The sequence below is a fragment of the Bradyrhizobium sp. CCBAU 11386 genome (genome assembly GCF_028128955.1).
In the GTDB taxonomy this organism is placed as follows: Bacteria; Pseudomonadota; Alphaproteobacteria; order Rhizobiales; family Xanthobacteraceae; genus Bradyrhizobium.
Map to the genome: position 1 here is coordinate 44683 of NZ_LBKA01000002.1, position 15271 is coordinate 59953.

The 15271-nt window shown below is 64.3% G+C and carries 15 protein-coding genes; 12 read left to right on the forward strand and 3 right to left on the reverse strand.

Annotation, left to right across the window (positions count from 1 at the left end; genetic code table 11):
• Positions 1-167: 167 nt before the first annotated feature.
• A complete protein-coding gene (locus tag XI09_RS00415; RefSeq protein ID WP_271565183.1) occupies positions 168-986 on the forward strand; it encodes an ABC transporter ATP-binding protein in 819 nt (272 codons plus the stop codon).
• Positions 986-1771, forward strand: a complete 786-nt coding sequence (locus XI09_RS00420) for an ABC transporter permease (RefSeq protein ID WP_271565184.1) — start codon at positions 986-988, stop codon at positions 1769-1771. Before XI09_RS00415 ends, XI09_RS00420 begins: the two co-directional genes overlap by 1 nt.
• 50 nt (positions 1772-1821) lie before the next feature.
• On the opposite strand, the gene XI09_RS00425 is transcribed toward XI09_RS00420, so the two are convergent.
• Positions 1822-2271, reverse strand: coding sequence for a cupin domain-containing protein (locus XI09_RS00425; RefSeq protein ID WP_271565185.1), 450 nt, complete (start codon positions 2269-2271; stop codon positions 1822-1824).
• Between the two features lie 140 nt (positions 2272-2411).
• On the opposite strand from XI09_RS00425, the gene XI09_RS00430 reads away from it, so the two are divergent.
• The 9 genes from XI09_RS00430 to XI09_RS00470 all read left to right on the forward strand — a co-directional run bounded on the left by XI09_RS00430 (position 2412) and on the right by XI09_RS00470 (position 10918).
• On the forward strand, positions 2412-3437 hold the full coding sequence (locus tag XI09_RS00430) for an ABC transporter substrate-binding protein (protein WP_271565186.1): 1026 nt from the start codon (positions 2412-2414) through the stop codon (positions 3435-3437).
• Positions 3438-3467: 30 nt separating this feature from the next.
• On the forward strand, positions 3468-4172 hold the full coding sequence (locus tag XI09_RS00435) for an NUDIX hydrolase (RefSeq protein ID WP_271565187.1): 705 nt from the start codon (positions 3468-3470) through the stop codon (positions 4170-4172).
• 94 nt (positions 4173-4266) lie between these two features.
• A complete protein-coding gene (locus tag XI09_RS00440; protein ID WP_271565188.1) occupies positions 4267-5577 on the forward strand; it encodes an ABC transporter substrate-binding protein in 1311 nt (436 codons plus the stop codon).
• Between the two features lie 29 nt (positions 5578-5606).
• Entirely contained in the window at positions 5607-6374 is a 768-nt protein-coding gene (locus XI09_RS00445; protein ID WP_271565189.1) for an ABC transporter ATP-binding protein, read from the forward strand.
• 3 nt (positions 6375-6377) lie between these two features.
• Positions 6378-7082, forward strand: a complete 705-nt coding sequence (locus tag XI09_RS00450) for an ABC transporter ATP-binding protein (protein ID WP_271565190.1) — start codon at positions 6378-6380, stop codon at positions 7080-7082.
• Positions 7083-7097: 15 nt separating this feature from the next.
• Positions 7098-7979 (forward strand): branched-chain amino acid ABC transporter permease, encoded by an 882-nt coding sequence (locus XI09_RS00455; RefSeq protein ID WP_271565191.1) that lies wholly within the window; start codon positions 7098-7100, stop codon positions 7977-7979.
• Positions 7976-8995, forward strand: a complete 1020-nt coding sequence (locus XI09_RS00460; RefSeq protein ID WP_271565192.1) for a branched-chain amino acid ABC transporter permease — start codon at positions 7976-7978, stop codon at positions 8993-8995. Before XI09_RS00455 ends, XI09_RS00460 begins: the two co-directional genes overlap by 4 nt.
• Positions 8955-9884: a polyphosphate kinase 2 family protein gene (locus XI09_RS00465; RefSeq protein ID WP_271565193.1), complete on the forward strand. Its 930-nt coding sequence runs from the start codon at positions 8955-8957 to the stop codon at positions 9882-9884. Before XI09_RS00460 ends, XI09_RS00465 begins: the two co-directional genes overlap by 41 nt.
• Entirely contained in the window at positions 9881-10918 is a 1038-nt protein-coding gene (locus XI09_RS00470) for a patatin-like phospholipase family protein (protein ID WP_271565194.1), read from the forward strand. The genes XI09_RS00465 and XI09_RS00470 overlap by 4 nt, the downstream gene beginning before the upstream one ends.
• Positions 10919-11277: 359 nt before the next feature.
• Here XI09_RS00470 and XI09_RS00475 read toward each other — a convergent pair whose 3' ends face one another.
• Positions 11278-11517 carry a hypothetical protein gene (locus tag XI09_RS00475; protein ID WP_271565195.1) on the reverse strand — a complete coding sequence of 80 codons (240 nt, stop codon included), beginning with the start codon at positions 11515-11517 and terminating at the stop codon, positions 11278-11280.
• Positions 11518-11546: 29 nt separating this feature from the next.
• Positions 11547-12146 carry an MBL fold metallo-hydrolase gene (locus XI09_RS00480; protein ID WP_271565196.1) on the reverse strand — a complete coding sequence of 200 codons (600 nt, stop codon included), beginning with the start codon at positions 12144-12146 and terminating at the stop codon, positions 11547-11549.
• 746 nt (positions 12147-12892) lie between these two features.
• On the opposite strand from XI09_RS00480, the gene XI09_RS00485 reads away from it, so the two are divergent.
• A complete protein-coding gene (locus XI09_RS00485; protein ID WP_271565197.1) occupies positions 12893-15232 on the forward strand; it encodes a mechanosensitive ion channel domain-containing protein in 2340 nt (779 codons plus the stop codon).
• Positions 15233-15271 lie beyond the last annotated feature (39 nt).

Below are 15271 nucleotides of genomic sequence, written 5' to 3' on the forward strand. Positions count from 1 at the left end.
CCGTCACCCCACCCCGTCTCACATTTCGCTTCGCTTCATGCGCACCGACCCTCCCCCTCCAAGGGAGGGTAAGGGTACGGCGAGACCCATGCGTAGCACGCTTGGCGGGTTGATTGAACTTGGCCGCGCGAGCGGTTAAGGCATCGGACCAAATTCGGAGGGAACACATGACAACGCCCACGGCAGTGGCGCTGGAAGATGCCAAGGTCGCGTTCCGGCTGGGGGACGGACGGGTCTATACGGCGGTGGAGAAGGCGCATCTTTCGGTCGCGCAGGGCGAGTTCGTCGCCATCGTCGGCCCGACCGGCTGCGGGAAATCGACGCTGCTCAACGTCGCGGCCGGGCTGCTGAAGCCGGCGGCCGGGAGCGTCAAGATCTTCGACCGGCCGCTCGCGGGGCTGAACCGGGATGCGGGCTATCTGTTCCAGGCCGATGCGCTGTTCCCCTGGAAGACCGCGCTCGACAACGTCGCGATCGGGCTCGAGATCAAGGGCACGCCGCGGGCCGAGGCGCTGCCGCGGGCGCAGAAATGGCTGACCTCGGTCGGCCTCGGCGCCTTCGCCAACCGCTATCCGCACATGCTCTCGGGCGGCCAGCGCAAGCGCGTGGCGCTGGCGCAGGTCCTGATCCGCGATCCCAAGATCCTGCTGATGGACGAGCCGTTCGGGCCGCTCGATGCCCAGACCCGCCAGGTGATGGGCAATCTGCTGCTCGATCTCTGGAATGCCGACCGCAAGGCCGTGCTGTTCGTGACCCATGATCTCGAAGAGGCGATCGCGCTCGCCGACCGCGTCGTGATCATGTCGGCGGGGCCGTCCTCGCGCATCATCGGCGACTGGCGGGTGAGCTTGCCGCGCCCGCGCGACATCTTCGAGGTGCGGCTGGACAAGGAGTTCCATGCGCTCCACCGCGAGATCTGGAGCGTGCTCAAGGACGAGGTGATGAAGGGCTACGCGCAGTCCACTCACGCGGCGGAGGCGGTCTGATGTCGCGCCCGACGCTGCTTGCGCTGCAAGTCCTGGTCGCAGTCGTCTGCATTGTGCTGTGGCAGGTGCTGTCGACCGTCCCTGTGTTCGGCAAGATCCTGCTGCCACCTTTCTTCTTCTCCAACCCGTTCGACGTGTTCAGCCAGATCGTGAAGTGGTTTGCCTCCGGCGTGATCTGGAAGCACCTCGGCATCACGCTCGTGGAATCGATCCTCGCCTTCGTGATCGGATCGGCCGGCGGGGTGCTGATCGGCTTCTGGTTCGCGCGCCAGCCGCTGGTCGCCGCGGTGTTCGACCCTTACGTGAAAATGGTCAACGCCCTGCCGCGCGTGGTGCTGGCGCCGATCTTCGCGCTGTGGCTCGGCCTCGGCATCTGGTCCAAGGTCGCGCTCGGCGTGACGCTGGTGTTCTTCATCGTGTTCTTCAACGTCTATCAGGGCGTCAAGGAGGTTAGCCGCACCGTGCTCGACAATGGCCGCATGCTCGGCATGAGCGAGCGGCAATTGATGCAGCACGTCTATTGGCCGTCGGCGCTGTCCTGGATGTTCTCCTCGCTCCACACCTCGGTCGGCTTCGCCGTGGTCGGCGCCGTCGTCGGTGAATATCTGGGATCGGCGGCAGGGCTCGGCTATCTGATCCAGCAGGCCGAAGGCGTGTTCGACGTCGCCGGCGTGTTCGCCGGCATGTTCGTGCTGTCGGCCTTCGTCATCCTGATCGATTTTGGGGTGACGCTGGTCGAGCGGCGGCTGTTGGTCTGGCGGCCGACCGTGGACGGACGCGGCTAGCCGCACAAAGGGGGCCCGCGCATCGTGCGAGCCCCCGATAGTGTGAAAGCCTAATCCAGAAGCTTGGTGTCGTCAGGCGCCTGCGGCGGCGTCTTGATCGCGATCGCCTTGACCTGGCCGCTGATCGGCTTGGTGCCGCCATGCGGCGTGCCCTTGGGGATGATGACGAGGTCGCCCGGCTTCACCGTGATCTCCTTGTCGCCGAGCCAGATCGTCCCGGTCCCGTCCAGGATGTACTGGATTTCGTTGGTGTTGGGATGCATGTGCTTGGGCACATTGCCGACCTGGATCGAGATGGTGGCGCCGTCGGCGCTTGCGAACATTTTGGAGCGATAGCCGACATTGTTGGCGGGCCCGAGCGCGTCGCCTTCCATCTCGCCGGTGTGGATGATCTGCGCGGTGATGTTCTCGGCGGCCAGCGCCGGCCGGAGCAACTGGTTCGCGCCGCATCCGGCGGCAAAGGCGGCAGCGATCGACAGTCCGGCAGCAAGGCGATTCATGGATGATCCTCCCCCGTCAGGAATTGTTCTTGTCCGGGCATGCTATTGCGCCCAAAGGCCGATGGCGAGTCGCACTTAGGCGGTGCTTCTCAAGCCAGTCCCGCTGCTCTATGGTGCCGCCAGCCGAACGGAGGAAACCAATGAAGAACACGATTGCCAGGCTCGCCGGCGCGCTGCTCGCGCTGACGCTCACCACCGGTCTTGCCGCGGCGCAAAGCAAGGTGACCATCGCGGTCGGCGGCGGCTCCTGCCTGTGCTATCTGCCGACGGTGCTGGCCAAGCAGCTCGGCGAATACGACAAGGCCGGCCTCAATGTCGAACTGGTCGACCTCAAGGGCGGCTCGGACGCGCTCAAGGCCGTGCTCGGCGGCAGCGCCGACGTCGTCTCCGGCTATTTCGACCATTGCGTCAACCTGGCGGCCAAGAAGCAGGAGCTTCAGGCCTTCGTGGTCTATGACCGCTATCCCGGCCTCGTGCTGGTGGTTTCGCCCGCGCACACGAACGAAATCAAGTCGATCAAGGATCTCGCCGGCAAGAAGGTCGGCGTCAGCGCGCCCGGTTCCTCCACCGACTTCTTCCTCAAATACATGCTCAAGAAGAATGGCCTCGATCCCGCCGGCACCGCCGTGATCGGCGTCGGCCTCGGCGCGACCGCCGTCGCCGCGATGGAGCAGGGGCAGATCGATGCGGCCGTGATGCTCGATCCCTCCGTCACCGTGCTCCAGGGCAGCCACAAGGACCTGCGCATCCTCAGCGACACCCGCACCCAGAAGGACACGCTCGAGACATTCGGCGGCGAATATCCGGGCGGCGCGCTGTATTCGACCGCGGCCTGGGTCAACGGTCACGAGAAGGAGACGCAGGCGCTCACCAATGCGATCCTCGCCACGCTGGCCTGGATTCACTCGCACTCGCCCGAGGAAATCATGGCGAAGATGCCGGAAGAGACGGTCGGCAAGAACAAGGACCTCTATCTCGCCGCGCTGAAGAACACGATCCCGATGTTCTCCGAGACCGGCAAGATGGACCCGAAGGGCGCGGACGCCGTGCTCGCCGTGTTCAGCGTCGGCTCGCCGGAGGTCGCCAACGCCAAGATCGACGTCAGCAAGACCTTTACCAACAAGTACGTCGAGCAGGCCAAGAAGACCACGGGGAGCGCCAAATAACTGACGCGAAGGCGTGGTAACCGACCCGTCATGACATCCCCGGTCATTCATCGCGTCACGACGCTAGAACTCGCCGTGCGGCCGATCATCTGGCCGTTCGCCGAGGAACGGCGCGCCGAGATCGCGGCGCATTTCGCCGAGAAGCAGCGCGAGCGGCCGAAGATCTGGAACGGCCGCGTCCTGCTCGGGCGCGATGCCGTGTTCACGGACGGCCATCTCGCCGCGACCTATTTCGAGACCGATTTCGCGAGCTTCCTCGCCTGGCGCGACTGGGGCTTCCCTGACACCGCCGTGTTCAACGGTTTCGGCATGGGCGCGCTGCGCGCCTCCGACGGTGCCTTCGTGATGGGCGAGATGGCGCAGCATACCGCCAATGCCGGCCGCATCTATTTCCCCTCCGGCACGCCCGATCTCGACGATGTCAGGGACGGCGCGCTCGACATTCCCGGCAGCGTCGTCCGCGAGCTCGCCGAGGAGACCGGCCTGACCGCGGCCGACTACGCCGCGGAAGCGGTCTGGCACTGCGTGGTCAGCGGTCATGCGATTGCAATGATTCAGGTTATCAACCTGGACATGCCGGGCGAGGCGATCCGGGCCCGGATCGAAGCCAATCTCGCGCGCGAGAGTGAACCTGAATTGTCGGCCATTCATCTCGTGCGCGGGACGGATGATCTCACGCCGACCATGCCGCGATATGTCACGGCCTTCGTCGCGCAGCAGTTCGCCTCGCGCTGACGCGCAAGGCTTGACATCGCTGCGCGCAGCCCATGTGATGGGCAAAAAAGCAAAAGCAAGAAGAATGCAATGCACAATAGTCAGGGAGGTTTTGATGCGCCTGCGCATGGCTGCCCGCTTGGTACGGGGGCTGTTGGTCGCGATATCAGCGACGGGCTTGGCGGTCTCCGCCCAGGCTCAGGAGAAGAAGATCAAGATCGGCGTCGTTTTCGACCTGACGGGGCCCCTTGCGGGCGGCGGCTCCGAGCTCAACTATGTCGGCGCAAAGATCGTCCTCGACCATTTCGCCAAGACCGGCGTCGAAGGCTACAATATCGAAGCGGTCTACGCCGACGCGCAGAGCAAGCCCGACATCGCCATCAACGAATCCGTCCGCCTGCTCGAGCAGGAGAAGGTCGACATGGTGCTCGGCTTCTTCTCATCGGCGCAATGCGTGCCCGTGGCCGCGCGTGTCGAGCAGCTCAAGAAGTTCATGTGGATGACGACCTGCATCTCGTCGGCCGTGTTCAACGAGAAGGGCTACAAATACGTGTTCCGTCCGCAGGCGAGCGGCGACCAGTTCGGGATGATGACGATGGATTTCATCGCCCAGAACGCCAAGGCGAAGTTCGACAAGGAGCCGAAGGATCTGCGCGTCGCCATCATCCACGAGGACGGCGCCTATGGTGTCGACGTTTCCAGGGGTAACGAGGCGGGCGCGAAGAAGGCCGGCTTCAACGTCGTGATGAAGGAAGGCTATTCGGCGACCGCGCCGGATCTCTCCGCGCTCGTGACCAAGCTGAAGCGCGCCAAGCCGGACGTGATCTTCCACACCGGCTACAACCCCGACATCACGCTGTTGCTGCGGCAGGCCCGCGAGCAGGGGCTGAAGTTCGGCGCGCTGATGGGGCATGGCGCCGGCTACGGCGTCTATGAGAAGCTGAAGGAGGGCATGGGCGCGGACGCCACCTACATCTTCAACGCCGACCCGATTTCGATCTGGCTCGCCAACCAGAAGACCATGGATCCGAAGCTTCCGCCCGTGATCAAGATGGTCGGTGAGGAGTTCGACAAGATCAGGCCCGGCGTCGCCATCCGCTCCGCCCATGTCGGCATCGGTGCATCCAACACCTACGTGTTCATGAGCGACGTGCTGCCGCGCGCGATCAAGAAGTATGGTGGGGTCGATCCCGACGCGCTGCGCAAGGCGGCGCTCGACACCGACATCCCCGAAGGCGGCACCATGCTCGGCTTCGGCGTCAAGTTCTACGGCGAGGGCACGCCCATGTCTGGCCAGAACGAGCGCTCGTTCCCCGTCGTGATCCAGTATATCGACGACAAGTCCTCTGTGGTGTGGCCGAAGAGCCAGGCGCAGCGGGAGGCCGTGCTGCCACTGCCGAAGGGCACCACCTACAGCAACCAGTAGCGCAACACGCGAGGAAACGGAGAGCTTTGGTGTTGGAAGTCAGCGGGCTGGTGAAGCGGTTTGGCGGCTTCACCGCCGTGAACAACGTGTCGTTTCGGGTCGATCAGGGCGAGATCCTTGGCCTGATCGGTCCCAACGGCTCGGGCAAGAGCACGATCTTCAACATGCTCTCCGGCACGCTGGCGCCGACCTCCGGATCGATCCTGTTCGCCGGGCATGAGATCGCGGGCCTCGCGCCGCACCGGATCATCAACCGCGGCATCGGCCGCACCTTCCAGATTCCGCGCCCCTTCCGCCGCCTGTCCATGTTCGAGAACGTCGCGCTCGCCGGCTTCTACGGCCAAGGCGGCCACAGCCGCATCAAGGCCGAGGAAGCGGCCGAGCGGTCGCTGGCCATGGTCGGCCTGCCGACCGACCGCCATGCCAGCGTCGATGGTCTCGGCGCGGCCGGCCTGAAGAAGCTCGAACTCGCCAAGGCACTCGCCACCGCGCCGAAACTGCTGCTCGCCGACGAAAGCCTCGGCGGACTTGACGAGACCGAGATGGACCAGGCCGCCGACATGCTGCGCAACATCCGCGACGAGCTCGGCATCACCATCATCTGGGTCGAGCACATCATGGGCGTGCTGATGCGGGTGGTCGATCGCGTCATGGTGCTCGACCACGGCGAGAAGATCTCGGAAGGGCTGCCGAGCGCGGTCGCAGGCGATCCCCGCGTCATCGAGGTCTATCTCGGCACCGATGCCGAGACCACGCAAGCTGCGGCCGCCGAAGCGCGCCGCCGCGCGGGAGGCTAGCCGATGCTGGAGCTGCGATCCGTCAACGCCGGCTACGGCACGTTCCAGGCGCTGTTCGACGTCGATCTCGACGTGAAGGCGGGCGAGGCCGTCGGCGTCATCGGCCCGAACGGCGCCGGCAAGACCACCCTGATGCGCGTCATCTCCGGCCTGATCCGTCCCTCGCGCGGGTCGATCAGGATGGAAGGCGTCGACGTCGTGGCGACGCCGCCGCACAAGATCGTCAGCCTCGGCATTGCCCATGTGCCGGAGAACCGGCGGCTATTTCCACAGCTCACGGTCGACGACAATCTGAAGATGGGCGCCTTCATGAAGGAGGCGCGCGGCCACTATGCCGAGCGGCTGGAGGTGGTGTTCGACCTGTTTCCGCGCCTGAAGGAGCGCCGCCACCAGATGGCCGGCACCATGTCCGGCGGCGAGCAGCAGATGTGCGCGATCGGGCGCGCGCTGATGTCCAGTCCAAAGCTCCTGCTGCTCGATGAACCCTCCGCGGGACTTGCGCCGGTCGTGGTGCAGCAGGTGTTCGAGCTGGTGAAGCGAATCCGCGCCCGCGGGCTGACGGTGCTGATCGTCGAGCAGAACGTGCAGCAGGTGCTGCGGGTGGTCGACCGTGCCTATCTGATCGAGGCCGGCACGATCCGGGCGTCAGGCACCTCGGCCGAGATGCTCGCGAGCGACACGGTCAAGGAAGCGTATCTCGGGGTGTGAGGGGCGGGCAGGGGCATGCAGGCAATCCTGGATATTTTCGACGTCTACCTGCTGGAGGCGGTGATCAACGGCATCCTGCTCGGCGGCGTGCTGGCGCTGCTCGCCCTCGGACTCAATCTGATCTTCGGCGTCATCGACGTGACCTGGATCTGCTATGCCGAGCTCGTGATGATCGGCATGTACGCCATGTATTTCATGGTGCAGTATTACGGCGTCAGCTATTTCATCGCGGCGCCGTTCACCATTCTTCTGGTCGCGCTGCTCGGCGCCGCTTTGCACTACCTCGTGATCGCGCCGCTGCTCACCGCGCCGCCGATCAACCAGCTGCTCGCAACCGGCGGCGTGCTGTTCGTGCTCCAGAGCTTTGCCACGGTCGCCTTCGGCATCGACTTCCGCAATCTCGGCATCCGTCTGCCGGTGCTCGCCTTCGGCGACATGAACTTCAGTTACGCACGACTCCTGTCGTTTCTCGCTGCGCTGGTCGGCATGGTCGCCGTCTATCTGTTCATGACCCGCACCTTCACGGGCACCGCGATCCGCGCCATTTCGCAGGACCGTCAGATCATGGTGCTGATGGGCGTCGATACGAAGAAGATCTATCTCATCACCTCGGCGCTCGGCGGCGCGCTCGCAGGCCTCGCCGCCTGCCTGCTGGTGCTGCAATACGACGTGCATCCCTTCGTCGGTCTTTCCTTCGGCCCGATCACCTTCCTGATCTGCGTGCTCGGGGGCCTAGGCAATTTCATCGGCGGCTTCATTGCCGCCTTCGTGTTCGCCGAGATCATCTCGCTCGGCGGGCTGTTCTCCGACCTTGAATGGGGCTATGTGCTCGCCTTCGCCTTCTTCATCGTCATGATGTTCATCCGGCCTGCGGGCCTGCTTGCGAGGCGCCGATGACGGGGCAGGGGCGGCTTGCAGCATGGGCGGTGGGACTGGCGGCGCTGGTCGCGCTGCCCTTCGTCTATCGCGATCCCTATCATCTGCACATCCTGGTGCTGATCCTGATCTGGTCGTTCGCCTACACGTCCTGGTCGATGATGGGGCGGTTCGGCCTGGTCTCGCTCGGCCATGGCGGCTTCATGGGCATCGGCGCCTATGTCACCGCGCTGCTGTGGAATCATCTGGGCTGGTCGCCCTGGATCGGCATTCCCATCAGCATGGTTGCAGCGGGTGCGCTGGCGCTGATCGTCGGCTATCCCTGCTTCCGCTTCCGTATCACCGGCCACTATTTCGTGCTGGTGACGCTGGCGCTGTCAGGAATCGTGCTCCAGGTCATCACCGCGACACGTGACTATACCGGGGGCTCGCTCGGCTATACGCCGAACCGGGCCGCGGGCAACAAGCTGCTGGCGCTGCAATTCGACGACAAGACGACCTGGTATTTGATCGCGCTCGGGGTCTGGCTTTTCGGCATCGTGGTCTGGCACTGGGTCGACCGCAGCATGAGCCGCTACGCGCTGGAGGCGATCTCGGAGGACGAGGACGCCGCGGCCGCCGCCGGCGTCGACGTCACTGCGGAGAAGCTGAAGATCACGCTGCTGAGCGCGCTGATGACGGCGCTCGCGGGCGCCATCTACTGCCAGTACCAGATGTTCATCACGCCCGACACGGTCAGCGGCATCGCGGTGTCGCTCCAGATGGTGTTTGCCGCCATCGTCGGCGGCCTGTTCGTCTCGCTCGGTCCGACCTTCGGTGCCGTCATCACGATCCTGCTGGCGGAAACCTTGCGCATCGGCTTCGGCACCAAGGCGGTCGGCTGGGACAATCTCGTCTACGGCGTGCTGCTGGTGCTCTTCATCATATTCCTTCCCAAGGGCATCCTTGGTAGCGTGCTCGACCGACTGAAGCCGCAACGCAAGGTATCCCGCGCTCATGAACAAGAAGCCGTCCAGATCGCTCGCCCAGGAGCTTGACCGCTACATCACGCCATTCCGCTACGATGGCTCGGGCAAGTTTCACCTCAAGGCGCACAAGACCAACGAGAAGGGCGATCTCGACAAGGAGAAGGCGCAGGAAATTCTCGACGCCAACAAGAAGCGGCTGATCGAGTTCCAGGAGAAGCTCTACGCCCAGGACCGCTGGTCCCTGCTGATCGTGTTCCAGGCCATGGACGCGGCTGGCAAGGATTCCGCGATCAAGGCGATCTTCGAGGGCATCAATCCGCAGGGCTGCGATGTCCACGCCTTCAAGGCGCCGAGCAGCAAGGAGCTCGATCACGATTTCCTCTGGCGCCACGTCATCGCGCTGCCCGAGCGCGGCCATATCGGCATCTTCAACCGCTCGCATTACGAGGAGTGCCTGGTGACGCGCGTGCATCCGGAGATCCTCGCCAAGGAGAAGCTGCCGCAAAATCTCGTCACCAAGAACATCTGGAAGGAGCGGTTCGAGGACATTTCCGCCTTCGAGCGCTACCTCTCCCGCAACGGCACCGTGGTGCTGAAGTTCTTTCTCAACCTGTCCAAGGACGAGCAGCGTCAGCGCTTTCTCGACCGGCTGGAGCAGCCCGCCAAGCAGTGGAAATTCTCGATGGACGACATCAAGGAGCGCGCGCTGTGGCCGCGCTACCAGGCCGTCTATCAGGACATCGTCCGCCACACGGCAACGTCTCATGCGCCGTGGTATATCGTGCCCGCCGATCACAAATGGTTCGCGCGCGTCGTGATCGGCTCGGTGATCAATGCAGCGCTCGAAAAGCTCGACTTGCGCTTTCCCCGGGCCGACAAGGCCTCGCTGGAAGAGTTCAAGGAGGTGCGCAAGGCACTGGAGAAAGAGGGGACAGGAGGCAAGAAGCAAGCAAAGTGACAGCCAACCGGACCGCGGACCGCAAGACCGTCAACTTCGCGCTCCAGGGCGGCGGCGCGCACGGCGCCTTCGTCTGGGGCGTGCTCGACCAGGTGCTCGAAGACGGCAGGCTCGCGATCGAGGCGATCAGCGCTACCAGTGCCGGTGCCATGAATGCGGTGGCGATGGCCTCCGGCATGGCGAACGGAGGCGCGGAGGCCGCGCGGGAGAGCCTGCACGCATTCTGGTACGAAGTGTCGCGCATGGACATGGCGTACGATTTGATGTCGCCGCTGAACCAGTGGATCCAGGCCTTGAGGCTGCCGCCGGAATATCATCCGGTCCACGCCTTCATCCACACGCTGACGCACACGCTGCCGCCGAACCTGCTCAATCCCTTTCATTTCAATCCGCTCCGCGCGCTGCTTCAGCGCGTGGTCGATTTCGACCGGCTCAATTCCTCGCCGGGGGCGCCGCAGCTGTTTCTCAACGCCACCAACGTTCGCACCGGCAAGATCAAGGTGTTCCAGAGCCCGCTTCTCACGGCGGAAACCGTGCTCGCCTCGGCCTGCCTGCCGCCCTATTTCCAGGCCGTCGAGATCGACGGCGAGCATTATTGGGATGGCGGCTATCTCGGCAATCCCGCGATCTATCCGTTGATCTACCGCAAGGGCAGTCACGACGTCATCATCGTGCAAGTCACGGCGATCCGGCGCGACGAGCTGCCGACCAGTGCAGCCGATGTCCTCCACCGCATCAACGAGATCAGCTTCAATTCGTCCCTGATGCGCGAGATGCGCGCGATCGCCTTCGCGACGCGGCTGATCGACAACGGCGAGCTCGACAGCGACAGGCATAGCCGCATGTACATGCATTGGATTGGCAACGACCAGTTGATGTCGCAGCTCGGCACGGCCACGCAGTTCCACCCCGAATGGAGCCTGTTGTGTCGCCTGCGCGATGAGGGCCGCGAGGCGGCGCGAAGCTGGCTGGCGCGAAACTTCGACCAGATCGGCAAGTCCTCGACGGTCGACCTGGCAGACATGTTTCTCTAGGCGGCTGAGCCGGCCGTGGACAAAAAATGCGAAAACAACCCCATGCACAGTAGCCGGTGCCAGCGGAATCAATGGCTTGGCGATGGGTCCTGCGCCGTGCGGATTTTACGAAACGCGTTTGACTCGTCGGGCAAAACAGGGGCATGATGCCACCATCGCCGTGGACCGAGTCGGGTGGGCAAAAGCGAGGTGGCCGCCGTAGTTCGTAGCCGCGATCTCTGATCTCGTAGGGTGGGCAAAGCGAAGCGTGCCCACCGATCTTCGACTGGATAGAGGTGGTAGGCACGGCGCAGACGCGCCTTTGCGCACCCTGCGATCTCAGCGCGAGCGAAGCTCGTCGCGTCTGTGTACGCCGTCCCTTAGTACCCGCGTCCCCACCAGTAGCAGAAGCGCTCGACATTGGCGGGAAGGGCGGTCTCGTAATTCGCCCACTTCTCGTATTTCGGCAGCTTGACCTCCTTCATCGCGGTGTCGAAGCATTTGCCGGCGTCCGCCGCCTTCTTCACCTCGGCGGAGAGGTCCTCCATGTAGGCGATGTCGTCCTCGATGTCCTTCTTGGTGCCGAAGCGTCCACCGGCATTGGGATGGCCGGGGATCATGCGCTCCCAGTCGAGCGAAGCGAGCTTCTTCAGCGAGGCAATGTACTCCAGCGGCGAGGCATTGTCGGGAATGACTCGATCGGTGCGAAGTCGACGACGAACACGATCTTCTCCTTCGGCAGCCGCATCGCCAGCGAATTGTCGGAATGGTTGCGGCCGACATAGTTCAGCTCCAGCGTGGTGCCGCCGAGCGTGATGCTCTTCTTGTCGTCCACCACCTGATCCGGCATCACGACGTCGGCGAGCAGCGAATTCTGCTTCTTCAGCTCGAGTAGACGCTCCTTGGTCCGCCGGTGGGCGATGAAGGTGGCGCCGAGCTCCTTGAACGGCTGGCCGCCGGCGATGTGGTCGTAGTGATGATGGCTGTAGACGACGTATTTGATCGGCTTGTCGGTGACCGCCTTGATCGCGTCGATATAGGGCTTCGCGGGTCGCAAGTAGGAGATCGGGTCGGTTGCGATCACGCCCTTCGGCGTTACCACGAACATGGACTGATGGCCGCCATAGCGGAAGATGTAGACGTTGTCGGTGCCGTCCACCTTCCTGGTGGAGGTCTGCGGCGGGGTTTGCGCGAACGCTGATCCGGTCGCGAGGGTCGCGAGAACGGCGATGCGAATGAATGCTTTCATCTCTGGCTTTCTGGAAAAGAATGAAGGGAGAGGCGGATATTCTCTTCGACACAAACGCAGCTGTAAGGGATTTATTCCGCCGCCTCATGCGGCCAATCCGTCGCGGGAACAGCCTGGAACACTTCCCCAAATGTGATATCAAAGGCATCGATCCCGCTTGACAGTTTTGTGTCTCGGGAGGAGCATCGCAGTGGTCGCGAATACGCGACGCGCAACGTCCACCTCATGAGCAAGGGGAGGTCTATGACACCACCTCCGCAGATCCAGCCGCGTTAAGTGCGATGGAGCTCGTTCGGACTATCGCATAGCGGCAGAAACCGCGAACGGCACGCCGGGTCAAGGTTTAGTGGGCTCCATCAGTGAGGCAAGGCCCCTACCTGCCCGGCGCTGTGCTTTGAACGCTCTCGCATCCGTCCTGTCGAGGTCGCGCGGAGCGAATGGCATCACGCTTTATTTCTCCTCCTCCTCCTCCTCCTCGCCGTCGTTCCGGAACCATTCCGGAATGACGGGAGAGGTTGTGGTGTGCGCATCGCGCTGTATCGACGCACGCCCGCGAGCCGGTATTTCGCTGTGTCGGAAACGGGGTTCCTGTTTCTTGCATCGCGGCAAATGCCAAGAGAATGTCGCCTCCTTGGCCAACTTCCGACACAGCGCCGGGGCGAATAACAACGATCCGACATGACGCATGTGCTTCGGCGGTGACGGCCCCGTCGCCGCCGGCGCATTCATTTTTTCAAGGAATCCTCGTGTCGCATAAGCTTGCCTCGGCGCTCCTCGCAGCGCTCTTCCTCGCCATCTCGTCTCTCGCCGGCGCCCACGCCGAGCAGCGTGCGCCGGCGACCAATGCTGCGGCGACGCTGTCGCCGGACGAGGCCAGGCGCGCGCTGGAGACGCTGCAGGACGACCAGAAACGCGCGCAGATGATCGACACGCTACGCGCGATCGCGAATGTATCGGGTCAGCCGCAGCCTGCGCCGTCCGCGCCCGAGCAGAAATCGCCGATCCCGCTTTCGGCTGACGGCCTCGGTGCGCAGCTCCTGCTCACGGTATCGGAGGAGATCGGCGAGATATCGGGTGAGATCGCCAGCGTGGCGCGGACGCTCACAAACTTCCCGGCCTTCTATTACTGGATCATGCGGACCGCGAACGATCCCGCGGCCTACAATCTCCTGATCGAGATCGCCTGGAAGCTCGCGCTGGTGCTCGGCTGCGCTCTCTCCGCCGAATGGGTGATCTTTCGTCTGATCCGCCGTCCGGTCGCGTTCCTGGAAGGACGCGTGCCGCAAGCCGCGCATCTGCCGGCGCAGGCGCTGCCCGTTGCCGATCCGCCGTCATCGGTGGCCGATGTCACCCCGGAGCCCGAACTGCACAAGCGACGCCACGGTCTGGTGCGGATCTGGCAAGTCCTGCTGCGGCTGCCCTTCGTGCTGGGGCGCCTGGCGCTCGAACTGCTTCCCGTGTTCATTTTGGTGGGCATCGCCACCGCGCTGCTCGGAACGGAGATCGGCGAGCCCACGACCGTCCGCCTCGTGATCCTGGCGGTCGTCAACGCCTATGCGTTCTCGCGCGGGCTCATCTGCGTGGTCCGCGCGCTGGCGGGGCCGTTCGGCCTGTTTCCGGTTCGGGCCGAGACCGCGGCCTATATCGAGATCTGGGCTCGGCGCATCGTCGGTGTCGGCGTCTCCGGCATCGCCTTTGCCAATGTGGCGCTGCTGCTCGGTCTGCACCGCGCCGGCTACGCCGCGCTGCTGCGCATGGTGATGCTGGTGGTGCATCTCTTCATCGTCGTCATCATCCTGCAATGCCGCCGCCAGGTCGCCGAAGCCATTCGCGCGCCCGCCGAGCGGCCGGGGATTGCGGCGCGCCTGCGCAACCGCATCGCCGGTGGCTGGCATTATCTCGCGATCGCGCTCGATCTGGCGCTGTGGGCCGTGTGGGCGCTCAACATCCGCAACGGCTATGCGTTGCTGCTGCAATATTTCGTCGGCACCATCGTGGTGGCGCTGATCACGCGCGTCGCCATCATGCTGACACTGGGCCTGATCGACCGTGGCTTCCGCATCAAGCCGGAGATCCTCCAGCGCTTTCCGGGGCTGGAAATCCGGGCCAACCGCTATCTGCCGTTGCTGCGCAAGATCGTATCTGGCGTGATCGCCTTTATCGGCTTCGTGGCCGTGCTCGAAGTCTGGGGCGTGGACGCCATCGTCTGGTTCTATGGCGGCCAGATCGGCAGCCGGCTGATCTCGGCCGTGGCGACGATCGGCGTCGCCGTATTCGTCGCTGCGGCGATCTGGGAAATCAGCAACGCGCTGCTGGATCGCCAGATCAATGCGCTGTCCCGCGATGGGCACTACGCCCGCGCCGCGCGCCTGCGGACCTTCCAGCCGATGCTGCGCACGGCGCTGCTCTGCGTGATCGCCGCCGTCGTCGGCCTCACGGCGCTCAGTGAGATCGGCGTCAATGTCGCCCCGCTGCTCGCAGGCGCCGGCATCGTCGGCATCGCCATCGGTTTCGGTTCGCAAAAACTGGTGCAGGATCTCATCACCGGCCTGTTCCTGCTGCTGGAGAACACGGTGCAGGTGGGCGACAATGTCAGCGTGTCGGGGCTCACAGGCATCGTCGAGAACGTCTCGATCCGCACCATCCGCCTGCGCGCGGGCGACGGCGCCGTGCACATCGTGCCGTTCAGCGCGGTCACGACCATCACCAATGCCAGTCGCGGTGCCGGCAACGCCTCTGTCAGCGTCAACGTGGCCTACAGGGAGGACACCGACCGCGCCGGTCAGATCCTCAAGGACATCGTCGACGAGATGCGCCGCGAGGGTGAATTCCGCGCGCTGATCCGCGGCGACCTCGAGCTCTGGGGCGTCGACAAGGTCGATGGCGCGATGGTGTCGATCGTCGGCCAGATCCGCTGCACCGAGGCCGGCCGCTGGCCGGTCCAGCGCGAGTTCAACCGCCGCATGAAGCAGCGCTTCCAGCAGAACGGCATCGAGGTCGCGTCGGCGACCCAGACCATCCTGATGCAGATCGCGCCGCCGGCAGACAACGCGTCCACCCTGACGCCGCGGCGGGCGGCCGGGTAGAGGCTCGACGAACTTCCCCCTTGCCTCGGCGCAGGCGGC